This is a genomic window from Asticcacaulis sp., from assembly GCF_027484505.1.
Lineage (GTDB): Bacteria > Pseudomonadota > Alphaproteobacteria > Caulobacterales > Caulobacteraceae > Asticcacaulis.
This window is the reverse complement of sequence record NZ_JAIXSV010000080.1, coordinates 25,125-42,822: the sequence shown is the minus strand read 5'-3', so window position 1 is coordinate 42,822 and position 17,698 is coordinate 25,125. Positions and strand designations below refer to the sequence as shown.

Here is a 17,698-nt window from a genome sequence, read left to right as displayed (position 1 = left end):
TGGGTGTCCGGCCTGACCTCGGCCTTCCCGCACGAATCCGTCATGCTGGTCAAGGCGCTGGAAGCCGGTGACACCCGGACGGCGCTGGAAATCTACCGCTGGTTCCTGCCGCTGCTGCACCTCGACGCCGAGCACGATCTGGTTCAGTCGATCAAGCTGGCCGAGCAGGTCATGGGCCGTGGCTCAGAGCGCGTGCGTATGCCGCGTCTGCTGCTCATCGGTGAGCGCCGCGCCCAGATCATCAAAATGGTCGAAGACGCTGCGGCCTCGCGCCCGTCGCTGAGCATCAACAAGGCGGCGTAATTCAGGGGGGAACAGAGTTCCCTCCATTTACCCCTTTCAAACAGGCTAGAGCGCAATCCGATAAAGTGGAAACCACTTTTGGCTTCGCCGAACTTCGTTTCGGAAAAAGTGCGCGACAAAACAGAAATTTAGAGCGGGATGATGCTTCTACTTGAAATCATCTCGCTCTAAGGCGACCCATTAACGGTTGCGATCTTTCTCCTCCCCATTTTATGGGGAGGTGCCGAGTTTACGAGGCGGAGGGGTATCTTAATGGGTAAGTGTACCCCTCCGTCAGCGTCGCTTCGCTCGCTGCCACCTCCCCACGCAAAGCGTAGGGAGGAGAAAAGCGGCTTTGCCGCAAAACTTTGTCCGTGAGTTGCCCCATGCGTCATACCTTCTTCTGTATTGATGGTCACACCGCCGGTAATCCGGTGCGTTTGGTGGCGGGCGGTGCGCCGCTGCTCAGCGGTGCCAGCATGTCCGAGCGGCGGCAGGACTTCCTGACGCGCTTTGACTGGATACGTACCGGCCTGTGCTATGAGCCGCGCGGCCACGACATGATGTCAGGCGGTTTCCTCTATCCGCCGACGCGCGCCGACACCGACGCCGGTATCCTGTTTATCGAGACCTCCGGCTGTCTGCCCATGTGCGGCCACGGCACCATCGGCATGGTGACCTTCGCGCTGGAAAATGGCCTGATCACGCCGCGTACACCGGGCAAGCTGAAGCTCGAAGTGCCTGCCGGGCTTATCGACATCGACTACCAGACCCATGGACCCAGGGTGACGGCGGTCAAGATCACCAATGTCCCGGCCTATCTGGCCAAAACCGGCATTGAGATAGACGTGCCGGACTTCGGACCGATCACGCTCGATGTCTCTTACGGCGGCAACTACTACGCCATTATCGAGCCGACCAAAGACGGCCCCTATACCGGTCTCGACGCTCTGGGCGCGGCACGCATCATCGAACTGAGCCGCACCATCCGCACCCTTGTGCGCGACGTCTATGAGCCTGTGCATCCGCTCGACCCGACCATTCGCGGCGTCAGCCACGTCCTGTGGGCCGACGCGCCCAAAAACGCCGAAGGGGAAACGAACCCCGCCCACGGCCGCAACGCCGTCTTTTACGGCGAACGCGCCATCGACCGCTCACCCTGCGGCACCGGCACCTCGGCGCGGCTGGCACACCTGCACGCCACGGGCCGCCTGAAGGTGGGCGAGCCCTTCATCCACCAGAGCTATATCTGTAGCCGCTTTACCGGCGTGGTGACGAAAGAGGTCGATCTCAACGGTCAGCCGGCCATCATCCCGTCCATCGAAGGCTCGGCGATCTCGACCGGTTTCAACACCATCTGGATCGACCGCGAAGATCAGTTCTGGGACGGTTTTCAGGTCGTATAACGCGGTCTCGTCCTCAAAAGAAACGCAGCGGGCGACGCACAGCCGTTGCCCGCTGCGGGCGTTTGTGACAAAGGGTTTGCGATTCAACGGCCGGATGCGTCAGCCTCTTCAACCGTTGCTATCAGATGTCCGCAGAATCAGGTTACACATGTTGACTTGTTAGCGTTAGCAGCACAGTGTTACAAAAAGCGTATAACATATAAACCCAAACAAGAGTTTCGCATGGCGCTGGTCGTCCAAACCCTCTCTGAACAGATCTTTACCCTCGTCCGGGATCGGATCATTTCCGGCTCCCTGCCCGTCGAGGTCGCCATCCGTCAGGACGCTCTGGCGGCGGAGCTGGGGGTCAGCAAGATTCCTTTGCGTGAGGCGCTGGTGCGGCTGGAGCAAGAAGGCCTCCTCACCTCTCAGGCCAATCGCGGCTTCTTTGTCCGCCCGATGACGGCGTCCGAAGCCGAAGAGGTCTATGCCCTGCGCCTTAAGATCGAGCCCGAAGCCGTGGCCCGCGCCGCCGCCCTGGCGACGCCCGCCGACCACAAGGCCGCGCGTGACGCGCTGGATGCGCTGGACCGTGCCGCCGCCGAGGATAACAAGAGCGAGGTGGGTAAGCTCAACCGCGCCTTCCACCTGTCGCTGGTGCGCCCGCTGGGCCGTCAGGTCACCTTGCAGATCATCGAGCGGCTGAACATCATCGCCGAACGCTACGTCTCCAAACACCTTGAGCCCGCCGGCCGCGACGACCGCGCGCACAAGGAACACTCCACGCTTCTGGACCTGTGGATGCGTGGCAAGGGCGAAGAGGCGTCCGAGCTGATGCACGCGCACATCGCCGAAACGCTTTACGACCTGCGCAAGGAATTCGAGAACGACAAGCGCGGCTGATACCAAGGGTCATTGAAAATGACACTTGGTATGCCTTTCGAGACTGTCTCATGTCTCTGACACATATGAGACCCTCTCGAGTTTTCAACGGCCGGAGGCGGTCAGCCTCTTCGGCCGTTAGTATGAACCCCCAGCGCAGCAAAACCGTCACACTCGAACGGTAAGAAGCTCCCGTTTCCGGGAGCTTTTTTCATGCGCTTTTCCTGTTTTGCCTTCACTGCACTGGTGGCTCTCACCGGCCACGCGCATGCCGAAGAGGCACGAACCTGGCTGGCCGGGGATCACCATGTCCATAGTCGCTTTTCGGGCAAGCGCGCCGAAGACGGCACCTATGTGCTGGGCAAGGACGGCATCTACACCCTGCCCGAAAACGCCCGCCGCGCCCAACAGTACGGCCTGAACTGGGTCGTGCTGATCGACCACGGCGGCGAAGGCCTGTCGAAACTGCGTTACGAACAGGCCTATCCGGAGTTTTTGCAGGCGCGTCAGGCGGTGCCCGACCTGATCCAGTTTTTCGGCCTGGAACTCAATACACCGGGCGGCGACCATTCCAGCCTGATCATGGCCATCGACCCGCACGAGGCCGAGACCCTGCGTCATCTGGAGCGCAGCTATGACGCCCATGAAACCCGCGACCCGGCCCGTGACGACCCGGCGCGCATGATCGCCGCGCTGGCTGAGATGCAGGGGCTGAACCCCCAACCGCTCGTCATCGCCAACCACCCGTCGCGCGGCGCGAAATCGCCCGACGGTTATGGCCGCCATACGCCGCAATCCCTGCGCCGCTGGATGGACACCGCCCCCGACGTCGCCATCGGCATGGAAGGCGCGCCGGGCCATCAGGGCGCCAGTCTCAAGAGCGGGGCGACGCCCGACACCCTGCGCAAGCGCGGCTATTACGAGCAGTCACCGACCTATGGCGGGTTTGATGCCATGACGGCGCGCCTCGGCGGCGTGTGGGACGCGCTGCTGGGCGAAGGCCGCCACTTCGTCGTCACCGCCACCTCGGACTCGCACCGCAATGTCGCCGATGGCGGCGAGGACTTCTGGCCCGGTCAGTACGCCAAGACCTGGGTCAAGGCGCGCAAGGACCCGGCGGATATTCTGGATGGCCTGCGCAAAGGCCGCGTCTTTGTGGCCACCGGCGATCTGGTCAGCGAACTGGATATGGACGTCGCTGGCGCCAATCTGGGCGACACGACGACAGTCAAGAAAGGCGAAACGGTGCAGGTGTCGGTGCGCCTGCGCGATCCCGCCGGGCCGAACGCCCACGGCGACCACCCGGAACTGAGGCGCGTGGACCTGATCATGGGTGAGGTGACCGGACAGCTGGCTGAGCGCAATGCGACGACGCAGGTGGTGAAGACCTTCACACCCGCCGACTGGACGCGCGATGGCGAGATCATCACCCTCAACTGGGCTTTTACTGCCACCACCGACGCCTATCTGCGTCTACGCGGCACGGCGACCGATGAGGCCGAGCCCATGCCCGATCCGCTTGGCGAAAACCCGTGGCCGGACCTGTGGGTCTATGGCAGCCCGGTCTATATCAAGGTGCGATGAACCCGTCTAAATAGCGGTCTCGTGCGTAAAAGGCGCATGACCCATACGCCCGATGAATCCGAAACACCCGACCCTGAAATCGCCGCCTGCGGCACGGTCTGCCGTGAGGGCCTGACCGTCTATTTCGACGGGTCCTGCGCCCTTTGTTCCACCGAAATCCGCTACTATTCGGTACGCGCCGGAGACGCCCTGCGCTTTGTCGATGTGGCCGACAGCGCGGTGACACCAGAACCCGATCTGCCGCGCGAGGCCGCCCTGAACCGCCTGCATGTGCGTCAGCCCGATGGCACTCTGGTATCAGGGGCACAGGCCTTTATCGCCATCTGGTCGCAGGTGCCCGGCTGGCGCTGGCTGGCACGGCTGGCTCGCCTGCCCGGCGTGGCTTGGTGGCTTGAGCGCGCCTACCGCGCCTTCCTGCCCGTGCGCCCTGTCCTGTCGCGCCTCGCCCGCGCTTTGGGGGCCAGACCCATGCGTAAGCCGTAGCGCTGTCAAATACCAACGGCCTAAGATGCTGGCCGCATCCGGCCGTTGAAGAAACGAGAATTTCTCATATGTGTCAATGACATGAGAAATTCTCGAATGGAATACCAAGAGTCATTTTCAATGACCCTTGGTATAATCTAAACGCCGCCACCCGCCGTATAGGTATTCAGAAGCGCTTCTGATTTCGAGTTTATCGCCACGTTCGGCATCCCCCAACAGACGGAGACTAAACCCATGATTAAGCGCAATCTTTTGCATAAGCTGACGATCGCTGTGCTGGCCACCAGCCTCACCCTGCCGGCCGCCGCTCTGGCCGGCGACAATGCCATGAAGCCCACCACCACCATCGTTGAAACCGCCGCCGGCAACCCGAACTTCAGCACGCTGGTCGCTGCGGTTAAGGCCGCCGACCTCGTGGGTACATTGTCCGGTCCGGGCCCCTTCACGGTGTTCGCCCCGACCAATGCCGCCTTTGACGCCCTGCCGCAGGGCACGGTGCCGACGCTGCTGAAGCCGGAAAACAAGGCCAAGCTGACCAAGGTTCTGACCTATCACGTCGTCGCCGGTAAGGTGAAGGCCGCCGACCTGATCGCCGCCATCAATGCCCACAATGGCAAATACACGATCACCACCGTCAGCGGCGATACGCTGGTCGCCTCGCTGTCGGGCGGCAAGGTGCTGCTAACCGATGAATCGGGCGGCGTCGCCACCGTCACCACCACCGACCTGTATCAGAAGAATGGCGTCATTCACGTCATCGACAAGGTCGTTCTGCCGAAATAATCTGTACCGCTTAAAGAGGCCCGGTCCCCCTTCCGGGCCTCTTTTACCGTCCGCCCGGAAAGATCACGCTATGGATATCATCGTCAATATTGCTATCGGCCTGTCGCTGCTGGTCGTGCTGGCGACCTTTATCATGGGCATGTTCGCCTTTGCGCAAAACGGCAAGGAAGCGGGCGCAAAGCTCAACAAGGCGATGGAATGGCGCGTGCGTACCCAGATCATCGCCATCGGCATCCTGATCCTCAGCATGGCGATCAAGGCCGGGTCGTAGGTTTTCACGACAGGGGCAGAGCCATCTTCTCGGTTCGTTAACATGACAATGTTATCAATGGGCTAAGTTCCCTGCGATCCGATTGCCCATGCCGACCCTGTTTCATCCTGTTTCGTATCACCCGCACCTGCTGCGTCAGGCCTATCGCACCCTTGGGCCGATGCTGCTGGTCAATCTGGCCTGCGTAGTCGGGGCCAGCTTCCTGCTCGAGATAGCGAACCATCCCCTGTTGTCCGGCTGGGTGGTGGTACACGTGACGGTCATCCTGATCCGCGGCGGCTCATGGGCGCGCTTTCATCAGGACAAGCGCAACTGGCGGCGTAAGAGCGATTATCAGTTCTGGAAGGCCAGTTACGCGGCGGGCCTGCTGGTCTCCGGCAGCCTGTGGTCAGCTCTTGCCGTCTATCTGTTTGCCAAACACCCTGAAACCGCGTCTGTCGAAGCGCAGTATGCCATCCTGATCATCCTGTCGGCACTGGCGGGCGGGGCCACGGGCGTTACCTCCAGCTTTGCACGCGCCGGCAGCGTCTATATTGGCCTGCTGCTGCTGCCCGCCTCCCTGACCCTCCTGACCCACGACGATACGCATCGCACCCTGGGCTGTCTGGGCCTGATCTTCTGCGGCGTCATGCTGGTGACGCTGCGTGGCAATCATCGTCTTCTGGTGCGCAATCTCACCCTCGAAGACCGCAATCTCAGCCTGATCAAACAGCTCAGCGAGGTCAATCAGGTGCTGGAGGCCAAGGTCAGCGAACGCACCGAGCGGCTGGCGCGGCTGGCCCATACCGACAAACTGACCGGCCTGTTCAACCGCTACGGCCTGTTCGACTGGCACCAGAAGCGGATCGAGGCCGAACCCAAGACTCGTACCGTCGTCTTCTTCCTCGATCTCGACCGTTTCAAGCAGGTCAATGACGCCCTGAGCCACGAGGCCGGCGATAAGGTGCTGACCGCCATCGCCCAGCAGATCGAGTCCGTGGCCCCGCCGCAGGCCCGTCTGGCCCGCTGGGGCGGCGATGAGTTTGTTCTGGCCTGTCCCGTCACCGGCGATGTCAATGCGCTGGTCGATGCGGTGTCTGAGGCCGTATCGCGTGCCGTCGATATCCCGCTGAACATCGAAGGCACCGATCTCAAACTGGGCGTCAGTATCGGCTGGGCCTGCCATCCCGACCACGACAAGACCTTTTCGGACATCGTCCACGCCGCCGATCTGGCCACTACCGAGGTCAAGCGCAGCGGACGCGGGCGGACGCTCGCCTTTGACGAAACCTTTGCCGAAAGCCTACGCCGCCGCTTCAACCTAAGCCGCGCCCTCAGCGAGGCCATCGGCAGCGACGCCCTTTACGTCGCCTATCAACCGATCGTCTGCGCCCGCACCGGCGCGCTTCTGTCCTATGAGGCTCTGTGTCGCTGGGACCATCCGGAGCTGGGGACCATCCGCCCGGACGAGTTCATCCGTCTGGCCGAAGATACCGACCGCATCGTTGCGCTGGGCAACTGGGTGCTGGAGCGCGCCTGCACCGACGCGATGTACTGGCGCCATCAGGGCGTGACGGCCAAGGTGGCCGTCAATGTCTCGGTCAAGCAACTGACGCTCGACACCTTCGCCCTGCATCTGGTGTCGATCCTGTCGCGCACGGGTCTTTCGCCTGCCTGCCTGGAAATCGAAGTAACCGAAAGCGTCTTCGATGACGGCCATATCGAGCAGGTCACCCACACCATCAAGCACCTCAAGGCGCTGGGCGTACACATCCATATCGACGATTTCGGCACAGGCTATTCGTCGCTGTCGCGCCTGCGTCACCTCAATGTCAGCGGCATAAAGATCGACCAGTCTTTCGTCGCCGATCTGAGTGGTCAAAGCCGTGTGATCATCGAAAGCACCATACTGATCGCCCGCGCCTTCGGCCTGACCATCGTCGCCGAAGGGGTGGAAACGGCTGAACAACGCGACATGTTGCGCACGCTGGGGGTGGATCAGCTTCAGGGCTATCTGCTGGGCCGTCCGCAGCGCCTGAGCGACATTTTGGGCGCGGATAAGCTCAGCGAAACGGCGGCGTGAAAGAGGCATAAAAAAACCCCGGAGCTTTCGCTCCGGGGTTTTCATTCAGACCCGAAAGTCGGATCAGAACTGCCAGTTCAGGCCGACAAACACCGTGCGGCCCGACGTCGTGGTGTTCCACAGACGCTTGGCACCGCGTGCGGCATTACCGCCCGGCCAGAAGCTGTTGTACTGGATTTCCTTCTCGTCGGTCAGGTTGATACCGTCCAGCGTCAGGCGCAGGCTGGACGTCACCTGCCAGAAGGCCGCAGCGTCCACATAGGTGGTCGAGGCAAAACCGCCGCCGTCGATCGGATAGTCCGAGCGGAAGTTTTCAGAGACGCGCGCGCCCCACTTGGCGGTTTCATAGTAGATCGTCAGGTTATGGTTGACGTCCGACACGCCCCACAGCGGCCCCTTTACATCGACGCCCTGCACCGAATTGATCGTCGTGGTGTCGATGAAGGTGACATTGGCGACCATGCCCAGATTGTTGAACGGTGCGGGCAGGAAGACAAAATCCGTCTGACCGCTCAGCTCAAAGCCCGTCAGCTTGACGTTGTTGAGGTTGATCGGACGCGTATATTCGTTGACCGTGCTGTTGGCCGTCACCCCGGTGCTCAGACCTTCCGGCAGGCCGGTCGAGGCGTAGGAGACATTGGTGACCTTCTTGGACACCACCAGATTGTCGATGTCCTTATGGAAGACACCGCCGGTGACCATGCCGACGCGACCGAAATACCATTCGACGCCGAGATCGTATTCGTCCGACGTATAGGGTTCGAGGTTGGGGTTACCGGTTGAGACGGTTATGGTGTTGGTGGTGGTGTCATTGCTGACCGTGCCGTTCATGGCATAGGCCGTGAGCGACGGACGGTTGAGATTCTGCGACGCTGCCAGACGTACCTGCACATTGTCGGACGCCTCAACCACAAGGTTGAAGGCCGGCAGGGTGCCCGAATAGGTCTTGGACGTCGTCACCGGCTTCGTCGTGCCGTTGACGCTCATAAAGCCTTCGGAAGTCAGCTCGGTCTCATAACCGCGCAGACCAACATTGCCGCGTACCGGGCGGCCACCCAGCGTGCTCTTGAAATCGATCTGGGCATAGGCCGCGTTGGTGTCTTCGGTGACGCTGTAATCGGCATTGCGCACCCAGTTCACGGTGCGCGTCACGCCGTAATAGTTGAGAGCCTTGTCAAAGTCGGCGATGACCCACGACTGATCCTTATGGCCGGTGAACAGCTTGTAATAGCTGTTGACCTTGTCGTCCGGGCGCGTGCCCCAGGTGCCGTTTTCCCACTCGGCTTTCAGCAGGTCGTCATTGGTGTACTGACGGCCCGAATTGGCGAAGCTGCGATAGGACAGGCCGCCCTTGAAGGTCAGGTTGTCGCTATAGGCATAGACGGCGTTGAGTTCGGCGTTTTCCAGCTCGGTCGTCTGATAGCTGCTGAAAAAGTCGATTTCGTGGGCGCGGTAGTTGTTCGGGTCGGTCGTGTCCCACTTATAGGTATTACGGCCGTAGAAGGCGTCCTGCGTGTAGTCGGTGATCAGGCCGCCAAAGGCTTCCATATAGAACTTGTCCGAATAAGGCAGGTCGTAGGTGGACTTTTCCTTGCCGATATGGCCGTTCAGGTTCAGCGAATCTGAAACCTGCCAGTTGGCGGTCAGGACCACCTGATCGAAGGTGTTTTCGGCCTTCTGACGGCGGGTTTCGGTGGCGAAGACCGTGTTATCGACGTCGGCATAGAGGACGCTATAGTACGGATCGTACTGGATCGAATTCAGGCTGGGGGCCTTCTGCGCCGAGGCCGGGATGCCCGAATGGGTCATGGCCGTGCCGAGGACGGTCGAACCGACGCTGGCGCGGGTGGCCAGATGCAGTTCGTCACGCTTGTTGGTGAATTCACCGTGCAGCGCATCGAGCGTCAGGGTCAGGCTTTCCACCGGACGCCATTGCAGTGCCGTAGTGATGCCAAGGCGCGTCTGGTCCGAACCCCACACCGACAGGCGGTTACCGCGCTGGAAGACCAGCAGGCCGGCGGTGGCCAGTGCCTGATCAGCAGCACTCAGCTTGCTGACATTGGCGGCCAGCGCTTTCTGATTGCCCGCGCCATAGGTGTTATAGCCCTGCTCCTGCGTCTGACGCTCGCCATAGGCGACCGAGATCAGGGCCCCGAACTTGCCGTCGTGATTGTACGACAGCATGGCGGCGCCGCGCTTCTGGAAGTCTTCGGTGTTGGAGTTGGTGCCGCCCTGCAGCGAGAAGGCGCCCTTCAGGCCCGGCTTGTAGTCGAACGGCTTGGCCGTATAGAGGCCGACCGTGCCGGCCATGCCGCCTTCGTCCTGCTCGGCCGAGAAGGACTTCTTCACATCAACCTTGTTGAACAGGTCGGAGGCGAACAGGTTGAAGTCGAAGGCGCGGTCGCGCGAGGTCTGACCGCGCGAATCCATCGGCGAATCGACATTGCCCAGCACTTCCATACCGTTGAGCTGCACGCGGGTGAAGTCCGGCCCCAGACCGCGCAGGGACACCCGACGGCCTTCGCCGCCTTCGCGGTTGATGGCGACGCCGGGCAGACGTTGCAGCGATTCCGCCAGGTTCAGATCGGGGAATTTGGCCATATCCTCGGCGACGATGACGTCGGAGACGATATCCGAATTGCGCTTCAGGGCGCGGGCCTGACCCAGCGACTTGCGGAAGCCACGCACAACGACCTCTTCGGTGTCGGCGGCGGGCGATTCCTTGGCGGCGTCTTCGGTTTGCGTCAAGGCCGGGGTTTGCGCCAGGGCCGGCGCGGCGTGGATAAGCGACAGGCTGAGAACGCCGCAGGCGACCCCCGCCAGCAGCGTCTTTTGCGAAACAGACATGAAATAGCTCCCATAGCCACCGCAAAGGGGGAGGACGCGGCGGATTGAGGCGCAGGTATGTTTTATTTGTGAAAGCGTATTGTCACTAAAAATACGGTTTTATGACACCCCCCACCTAATGCCGTTCGGTTGCGTTTTCTCGTCATTTTGTCATGCGGGCGTGGTACGGGCGCTACAGAGGCTTTTGACAACCGAGAAGGTGAACCCATGACCCGTCGCCCGAACCTGTGGCCCATTGTCGCGCTTGTCGCGGCTGTGACCGCCCTGCCCGTCCTCGCGGCAGAGCCGTCGCTGGAACCGTCTGCACCCGCCGGGTTGCACATGAACGACCTTCAGGCTGTGGGCACGCACAACAGCTACAAAATCGCCATTCCGCCGAAGGAACTGGCCCTGATCGCTGCGCGCAATGCACAGGGGGCGAAGGCGCTCGACTATGGTCATCTGCCTTTGGCGACGCAGCTCGATCTGGGGATGCGTCAGCTTGAGATCGACTTCCTATACGATCCGGACGGCGGGCGCTACGCCCACCCGCGCCTGCCGCAGATCAGCGGCGCGCCCTATGACGCCACGGATATGGATAAGCCGGGCTTCAAGGTGCTGCATATGCCCGATGCCGATGTGCGCAGCCATTGCCAAACCTTTGTGCAGTGCCTGAAGCAGATCCGCGACTGGTCTGACGCCCACCCCGATCACGTCCCCCTGCTGATCATGATGAACGCCAAGGATGGTCCCCCCAGCCTCGACGGCGGCGTGAAACCGCTCGATTACGACGCAAAGGCCTTCGACGCGCTGGACGCCGAAATCCGCTCGGTCTTCGGGCCGGAGCGCCTGATCACGCCGGATCAGGTGCGCGGCGGGCATAAAACCCTGCGCGAAGGGGCGATGGCCGGCGGATGGCCTACGCTTGAGTCCGCGCGCGGCAAGGTCTTCTTCGCGCTGGACGAAGGCCCGCAAAAGGTCGCCGTCTATATGCGCGGCCATGCCTCGCTGGAGGGCCTGCCGGTCTTCGTCAATTCCGTCTCAGAAGACGCCGACCACGCCGCCTATTTCACCCTTAACGACCCGGTGAAACAGTTCGAGCGCATTCAGGCGGCGGTGAAGGCGGGCTTTGTGGTGCGCACCCGCGCCGATGACTCGACAATTGAGGCGCGCCGCAATGATCTCAGCCGTTTCGCCAAAGCGCTGGCCTCGGGCGCGCAGTATATTTCCACCGACTATCCCACCCCGCGCACCGAATGGAGCCCCTATCAGGTCCGCCTGCCCGACGGCGTCGCGGCGCGTGCCAATCCGCTGCGGGGGCTACAGCCGCGCCCCTGAGGCCCGCCACCTTCCCTTAAGTCAAAATCGATCCGGCCACACGTAAGGATAGACACTGCGGTGCAGTAATGTCTGTTTCTCTATACTATTGTGAACACAATTATCCGGGGCTTCACGCACTGGAAACTTCGCCATATCGGCATTTATTTCAATTTTTTATGTCAGCTCAGTTGACTTCGCGGGCAAACTGCTGTTTTGGGGAAGGAAAGGTAACAAGGATTCTTGGTTATGGAAGAACAAAACAAGCTGACCGATCTGGTTGTCGATATTGTCACCGCCTATGTCGGTAATAATTCGGTGCCCGCATCTGAATTGCCCGCTCTGATTCACTCGGTGCACAAGGCGCTGGGCGGTCTGACCGGTGAACCGGAAGCAAAGGTCGAAGAAGCCAAGACCCCTGCCGTGTCGATCAAAAAGTCGATATCGGACGACTACATCATTTGTCTGGAAGACGGCCGCAAGTTCAAGTCGCTGAAGCGTCACCTGCGCACCAAGTACAATATGAGCCCCGAAGAATACCGCGCCAAGTGGAACCTGCCGAAGGATTATCCGATGGTCGCCCCCAACTATGCCGCGGCGCGCTCGAACCTCGCCAAGCAGATGGGCCTCGGCACCGGTGGTCGTCAGGCCGCCCGCAAGCCGCGCAAGGCGTAAGACATCTTTAAAGGGTCCAAGAAAACGGCAGGCTTGCGGGCCTGCCGTTTTTTTATGGCTACTTACAAATATAACCGCGCACGGCCTGTTCGACGCTGGCAACCAGCGCGCGACGCTCCGCCTCGGTCATCTGCCGCGCGTCCGGAGGCAGATGTTCAAAATGCGCCGGACGCGGATCGGCAATGTGCAGCCGGAACATTTCGCGCCAGTAGGCCCGATCGGCCTCGCTCAGCCCGGCCATAATGCCCAACGCCTGATTGAACACCACCGCCGGGTCTTCCAGCGGATTCGCATAGCCGCCCCACCAGAAATTGGCCAGCACGCCCACCGGCCCTTCGGCGGTGACCTGATGCCACCAGTAGCGCGGGATAAACAGAACATCTCCCGGCTCCAGCGTCACCGCCTGTGCGTGTTCAAAAGCCTCACGCAGGCGCGGAAAGGTCTCAAAATCCGGCGTATCGAGGTCGGCTATGCTGATCGGCCGTCCGGAGGGCGTGTAGCCCAGAGGCCCGATGTACAGGTTACCGACCTGTTCCGGCGGGAACAGCAGGAAATGCCGCCGTCCGGCCACCAGACAGGCCAGGTTGAGGTCGTGATCATTGTGCAGAGCGGCCCGCGTCGCATTGCCGATCCACAGGCGCGGCCCGATCTCTGGCGGCAGCAAGGGCATAGGGTTTTGCACGGCGAACTCAGGCGCATGGTCGCGAGCCGGGGCCGATTGCAGATAGAGGCCCGGCGGCATCGGATGGCCGCTCAGGCGCACCAGTGTCGCCATGACCTCGGACAGGGTCTGCTGCGCGTGACTGAAGTTCAGGGCTTCGAGATCGGGCGTGTAGCCGAAGCGGCCTTTCAGGTGCGCACTGGCCGTCAGCACTCCGGCGGGACGACCGTTGTCGAGCCCTTGCAGATAAGCCGCTAGCGCCGCGGTCCCTTCCCGCGCCCGCTGAACCGCCGGCCATTGCGCCACCAGACCACGCACGACAAACGGCGCGGTTGCCCGGCGGATACGTGCGCGTATCTCAGCCTCATCCGCAGCTCTCAGTGCCTCCACTTCGCGGCTCATCCGGCCTCCTGAATACGCATGTAAAGGCGTGGAGATTCGACCCCGCTACCCCCGCAAGTCAAGGCTGCGCGGCTTTTTATCGTTCAAAATGTGCATTTTGAGACGCATCTGAAAAAAAGAAATGCGACACAAAAAGCACACATGCGTCACTTCACTTTAAAAAAATATCAACGATATTGAAGATTAAACAAATGTAATTTATGGCCTTTTTACGTGGAGTTCGGCTGATACCGGATTTTCATGACAACGCTGGTCAATAATTTTGAAATCAAATTGGTTTAATGCGTTTTCAAAATCGCAGAGTTGATATAATTCTGTAATTGTCAGCGCTGTCAGGCATAGGCCTGTGGTGTAATCCCGTCTGGTCGTGTGACTGGCGGGCAATAAAAAAGTGGATGCAGGTTTCGGGAAGCTCACCAGAGTAGGTGCACAAGGCGCGATGACGCCTTCGTGCTGTTTGCCTCCCCGAAATCTTTTTTTGAGATGAAGAGCGGTCAGGGAGGACTTGAACACATGACAGTTAAGTTGAAGCACGGCGTTTCGGCTATGGCGCTTCTGATTTCCGCCGGCGTGGCTATGGCCGGCGCGGCACAGGCGCAAACCGCGCCTGCAGAAGGCGAACCGCAGGAAGTCGTCGTCGTCGGCGCGCGCAAGGCCTTGCAGAGCGCCCAGCAGATCAAGAAGAACGCCGACACGGTCGTCGATTCGATCACGGCCAATGACATCGGGGCCTTCCCGGACAAGTCGGTTGCCGAAGCGCTGCAACGCGTGGCCGGCATCACGGTCAACCGCTTCGCCGCCACCGGCGATACCGCGCACTTCTCGGCTGAACCGTCGGGCGTCGTCGTCCGCGGCCTGCAACAGGTGCGCTCGGAATTTAACGGCCGCGACATCTTCACCGCCGACTCCAACCGCGGTCTGTCGTGGTCGGACGTGTCGCCGGAACTGATGGGTGGCGTGGACGTCTATAAGAACCAGACGGCTGAGCTGATCGAAGGCGGTATCGCCGGTACGGTCAATCTGCGTACCCGCCTGCCGTTCGACCAGAAGGGCCGCGTTCTGGCCGCAACCGCTGAATATACCTATGGCGACCTCGTCGGTAAGGGTGCCGCTTCGGTGTCGGGCATCTATGCCGACCGCTGGGACACGGAGCTGGGTGAATTCGGCGTGATGATCAACGCCGCTCATTCGGAAGTCTTCACCAACTCGGAAGGCGTGCAACTGGGTCGTATGGCGATCCACTCGAACGCCGCCACCTGGGGCACGACCGCCAAGCGTTACTACCCGACCTCGATTTCGCTGCGCGACAATATCTATAATCGCATTCGTGACGGCGTGGCCTTTGCCGCCCAATGGAAGAGCAATGACGGCAATATGACCGCCACCTTCCAGTACAACCAGTCGAAGAAGCAAGAAAAGTGGGAAGAGTACGTCTCGACGGCTTCGACCGGCACCGACATGTGGGCCAAGGATATCGAGTACTTCGCCACGGGTGCAAATGAAACCCAGTGCAAGACCGGCACCACCTGTACCTTCGACTCCAGCGGTTTCCTGCAAAAGGGCACGCTCTTAGCTTCGTCTGATGTTTGGTATGGCAATATCGGTGCCCATCCCGGTGCAAACTCGCCGACCGGTAACCTTGTCTGTTATTCTTGGGAAAGCTGCGGCGGTTCACAACGGGGCACGTCTTACGCCACCTCGACCCGCTTCAGCGACAGCGTCAACGACACCAAGGACGCCTCGTTTAACCTGAAGTGGCAAGTGACGGACAAGCTGTTCACCAGCTTCGACGTTCAGTATGTTGATGCCATTCAGACCAACTATGACATCGCCGGGACGCTTTCGACCTTTGCCGATGTCACCTGGGATATGACGGGCGAACATCCCACCTTCACGCTGGCAAAGCCGACCAGCTTCGTCACGATGCCCGGCGACGTTGCCAACCCGCAAAACTACCGCCTGAACGATCTGATGGATCACGTCACGGACTCGGACGGTAATGAGTTTGCCGTGCGTGCGGACGCCGCCTACAGCTTCGATTCGCCCTGGCTGAATATGATCAAGTTCGGCGTGCGCCATGCTGAGCGTGAGCAGACGGTGCGCTGGTCTACCTACAACTGGGCTAACGTTGTGAACACGTGGTCCGGGTATACCGCTGAGAACTACTTCATCACAGGCGCCAAGTTCCCCAGCGCTTCGGCCTATGGTGTTCGTTCCTTCGACGAAGATTTCTATGGTGGTGGTCTGACCAATGCCAATACGGCCGTCTACCTGAACATGGACCTCCTGAGGGATCAGGAAGGTCTGGCGAATATGTTTGGTCGTGCGAGCTATAAGCCGCGGACCACTGCCGCGCTCGAACCCCAGACTATTCCGGACCCGAATGATCCGACCAAGATGATCCCGAATCCGAAATATGATCCGGATGGGAACGTGTCGAACGTCTGGGTTCCGGTCTGCCGCCGTTCGGGCAGGGTGGATGGGTGCTTCCGCCCGTCTGAAATTGCCGAAGTGTCCGAAATCACCAACGCCGCCTACCTCCAGCTGAAGTTTGGGGGCGATGATGCGATGCTGTTTGGCAAGTTCCCGGTGACGGGTAACATCGGGGTCCGCTACGTCGAGACGAAGAACGAAAGCACGGGTGGTATCAACTTCGGTAACCAGATTGCCTACGCAACTGAGCCGACGTCCAAACAGCAGACCCCCGCCGGTGAAGTCACGGTTATCAACGCATCGTACTACGTGCCGCAGGCTGATCGTAACTTCATGACGGTCAACAATACCCGTAGTGTTTACAGCATCACGCACAAGAACTGGCTGCCGAGCTTCAACGCGCGCATTACGCTGGATGACACCTGGTATCTGCGTGTGGCCGCCTCACGCGCCATGTCGCGTCCGGATATCGGTAACCTGAAGGCTTATACCTCCGTTAATGCCGCTCTCCCGAACGAAGCGGATCGCGTCTGCGGTAAGGGCTTTGTGTGTAACTCTGCCGGTCAGATCCAGTCGGTCGTCATGACCTATACCGGTGATGCCCAGAACCCCTATCTGAAGCCGGTGACGGCGGATCAGTTCGACCTGTCGTTCGAAAACTACTTCTCCTCGACCGGCTCGTTCACCTTCTCGCTGTTCTACAAGCAGTTCCACGACTACATCACCTACGGCACCTATTTCCGCGACTTCACCAATCAGGGCGTGACCCGCTCGGTGCGTATGCGTGGTCCGGTCAATGGCGACGGTGGGGCCATCAAGGGTTGGGAACTGGCCTATAAGCGCTTCTTCGACAACCTGCCCTCCCCGTGGAACGGTCTCGGCATCGACTTCAACTACACCATGCTCAACAATACGGGCATCAAGTCCACGAACGTGGTGGTGAACTCGGGTGACGGCACCTCCGGTCAAACGGGTGGCGGTACGTCGGTGGCGGCCAACTCCTTTATCGACCTGCCGCTGGAAGGCCTGTCTGACAAGACCTTCAACCTGGTCGGTATGTACGAAAAGGGTGCGTGGTCGGCGCGTCTGGCCTACAACTGGCGCTCGTCGTATCTTGTCACCTCGCAGGACTGCTGTATCGCTCTGCCTATCTGGCAAAAGTCGGCGGGCTATCTCGATGCCCGTCTGGCCTACCGCTTCAACGATCACGTGGAAATGTCGATCGAAGGCACCAACCTGCTCAACACCGAAACCGTTCTTCTGCAACAGGTTGACGGCCCGACCAATTCGAGCCCGAACGATACGCGCCTGCTGCTGCCGAACGCCTGGTTCCAGAACGATCGCCGCATTCAGGCTCAGGTCCGCCTGAAGTTCTGATCGGTGCAGCGTTCCAAACGGTAGGATGAGGTTGTCCGGGAGGCGTTCTTTCCCGGACGACCCGTCTCCCGCGCAGCGGTTCCGACCCCTGCGCGCCTCTCCCTCCGTCATTCACGGAAACCCTTGCGGGACGCATCACACGTGGTGCGTCCTGTTTTTATCTGGGCCAGTTTTTTTCTGGGCCAATTCTTCTGGGGATGAGACACAGTGACGCGCTTTTTTATCCAAAAAGGGCCTCACAGTTTTCAAAATACCCTCTAAGATCGCCGTTCTGA

The 17,698-nt window shown here is 60.4% G+C and carries 13 protein-coding genes; 11 read left to right on the top strand and 2 right to left on the bottom strand.

What is annotated here, in order from left to right:
- The 8 genes from Q0072_RS04750 to Q0072_RS04715 form a co-directional block, all read left to right on the top strand.
- Window positions 1-303, top strand: a 303-nt coding sequence (locus tag Q0072_RS04750; RefSeq protein WP_298326455.1) for a dihydrodipicolinate synthase family protein, incomplete at its 5' end; no start/stop codon positions are given.
- Window positions 304-668: 365 nt separating this feature from the next.
- A complete protein-coding gene (locus Q0072_RS04745; RefSeq protein WP_298326452.1) occupies window positions 669-1,688 on the top strand; it encodes a 4-hydroxyproline epimerase in 1,020 nt (339 codons plus the stop codon).
- A 222-nt stretch (window positions 1,689-1,910) separates the two neighbouring features.
- Window positions 1,911-2,570 (top strand): GntR family transcriptional regulator, encoded by a 660-nt coding sequence (locus Q0072_RS04740; RefSeq protein ID WP_298326450.1) that lies wholly within the window; start codon window positions 1,911-1,913, stop codon window positions 2,568-2,570.
- A gap of 192 nt (window positions 2,571-2,762) precedes the next feature.
- Entirely contained in the window at window positions 2,763-4,133 is a 1,371-nt protein-coding gene (locus Q0072_RS04735) for a phosphoesterase (protein ID WP_298326447.1), read from the top strand.
- 36 nt (window positions 4,134-4,169) lie between these two features.
- A complete protein-coding gene (locus tag Q0072_RS04730; RefSeq protein WP_298326444.1) occupies window positions 4,170-4,616 on the top strand; it encodes a thiol-disulfide oxidoreductase DCC family protein in 447 nt (148 codons plus the stop codon).
- A 234-nt stretch (window positions 4,617-4,850) separates the two neighbouring features.
- Window positions 4,851-5,399, top strand: coding sequence for a fasciclin domain-containing protein (locus tag Q0072_RS04725; RefSeq protein ID WP_298326441.1), 549 nt, complete (start codon window positions 4,851-4,853; stop codon window positions 5,397-5,399).
- Window positions 5,400-5,469: 70 nt separating this feature from the next.
- A complete protein-coding gene (locus tag Q0072_RS04720; protein WP_013480841.1) occupies window positions 5,470-5,670 on the top strand; it encodes an HIG1 domain-containing protein in 201 nt (66 codons plus the stop codon).
- An 88-nt stretch (window positions 5,671-5,758) separates the two neighbouring features.
- Window positions 5,759-7,732, top strand: a complete 1,974-nt coding sequence (locus Q0072_RS04715; RefSeq protein WP_298326436.1) for a bifunctional diguanylate cyclase/phosphodiesterase — start codon at window positions 5,759-5,761, stop codon at window positions 7,730-7,732.
- Between the two features lie 63 nt (window positions 7,733-7,795).
- On the opposite strand, the gene Q0072_RS04710 is transcribed toward Q0072_RS04715, so the two are convergent.
- The gene (locus Q0072_RS04710; protein WP_298326433.1) at window positions 7,796-10,579 is read right to left on the bottom strand and encodes a TonB-dependent receptor; all 2,784 of its coding nucleotides are present in this window, start codon (window positions 10,577-10,579) and stop codon (window positions 7,796-7,798) included.
- A 207-nt stretch (window positions 10,580-10,786) separates the two neighbouring features.
- On the opposite strand from Q0072_RS04710, the gene Q0072_RS04705 reads away from it, so the two are divergent.
- Both Q0072_RS04705 and Q0072_RS04700 read left to right on the top strand, forming a co-directional pair.
- The gene (locus tag Q0072_RS04705; RefSeq protein ID WP_298326431.1) at window positions 10,787-11,896 is read left to right on the top strand and encodes a phosphatidylinositol-specific phospholipase C1-like protein; all 1,110 of its coding nucleotides are present in this window, start codon (window positions 10,787-10,789) and stop codon (window positions 11,894-11,896) included.
- 228 nt (window positions 11,897-12,124) lie between these two features.
- A complete protein-coding gene (locus tag Q0072_RS04700) occupies window positions 12,125-12,550 on the top strand; it encodes a MucR family transcriptional regulator (protein WP_013480837.1) in 426 nt (141 codons plus the stop codon).
- Window positions 12,551-12,608: 58 nt separating this feature from the next.
- Here the strand turns inward: Q0072_RS04700 and Q0072_RS04695 are convergent, their stop codons facing one another.
- Window positions 12,609-13,613: a cupin-like domain-containing protein gene (locus Q0072_RS04695; protein WP_298326427.1), complete on the bottom strand. Its 1,005-nt coding sequence runs from the start codon at window positions 13,611-13,613 to the stop codon at window positions 12,609-12,611.
- A gap of 513 nt (window positions 13,614-14,126) precedes the next feature.
- On the opposite strand from Q0072_RS04695, the gene Q0072_RS04690 reads away from it, so the two are divergent.
- The gene (locus tag Q0072_RS04690) at window positions 14,127-17,423 is read left to right on the top strand and encodes a TonB-dependent receptor (protein WP_298326425.1); all 3,297 of its coding nucleotides are present in this window, start codon (window positions 14,127-14,129) and stop codon (window positions 17,421-17,423) included.
- Window positions 17,424-17,698 lie beyond the last annotated feature (275 nt).

What these genes read in the sequence shown, in the direction of transcription:
- Q0072_RS04745 (WP_298326452.1), top strand. Translation starts at nt 669, where the DNA reads ATGCGTCATACCTTCTTCTGTATTGATGGTCACACCGCCGGTAATCCG.
- Q0072_RS04740 (WP_298326450.1), top strand. Translation starts at nt 1,911, where the DNA reads ATGGCGCTGGTCGTCCAAACCCTCTCTGAACAGATCTTTACCCTCGTC.
- Q0072_RS04735 (WP_298326447.1), top strand. Translation starts at nt 2,763, where the DNA reads ATGCGCTTTTCCTGTTTTGCCTTCACTGCACTGGTGGCTCTCACCGGC.
- Q0072_RS04730 (WP_298326444.1), top strand. Translation starts at nt 4,170, where the DNA reads ATGACCCATACGCCCGATGAATCCGAAACACCCGACCCTGAAATCGCC.
- Q0072_RS04725 (WP_298326441.1), top strand. Translation starts at nt 4,851, where the DNA reads ATGATTAAGCGCAATCTTTTGCATAAGCTGACGATCGCTGTGCTGGCC.
- Q0072_RS04720 (WP_013480841.1), top strand. Translation starts at nt 5,470, where the DNA reads ATGGATATCATCGTCAATATTGCTATCGGCCTGTCGCTGCTGGTCGTG.
- Q0072_RS04715 (WP_298326436.1), top strand. Translation starts at nt 5,759, where the DNA reads ATGCCGACCCTGTTTCATCCTGTTTCGTATCACCCGCACCTGCTGCGT.
- Q0072_RS04710 (WP_298326433.1), bottom strand. Translation starts at nt 10,579, where the DNA reads ATGTCTGTTTCGCAAAAGACGCTGCTGGCGGGGGTCGCCTGCGGCGTT.
- Q0072_RS04705 (WP_298326431.1), top strand. Translation starts at nt 10,787, where the DNA reads ATGACCCGTCGCCCGAACCTGTGGCCCATTGTCGCGCTTGTCGCGGCT.
- Q0072_RS04700 (WP_013480837.1), top strand. Translation starts at nt 12,125, where the DNA reads ATGGAAGAACAAAACAAGCTGACCGATCTGGTTGTCGATATTGTCACC.
- Q0072_RS04695 (WP_298326427.1), bottom strand. Translation starts at nt 13,613, where the DNA reads ATGAGCCGCGAAGTGGAGGCACTGAGAGCTGCGGATGAGGCTGAGATA.
- Q0072_RS04690 (WP_298326425.1), top strand. Translation starts at nt 14,127, where the DNA reads ATGACAGTTAAGTTGAAGCACGGCGTTTCGGCTATGGCGCTTCTGATT.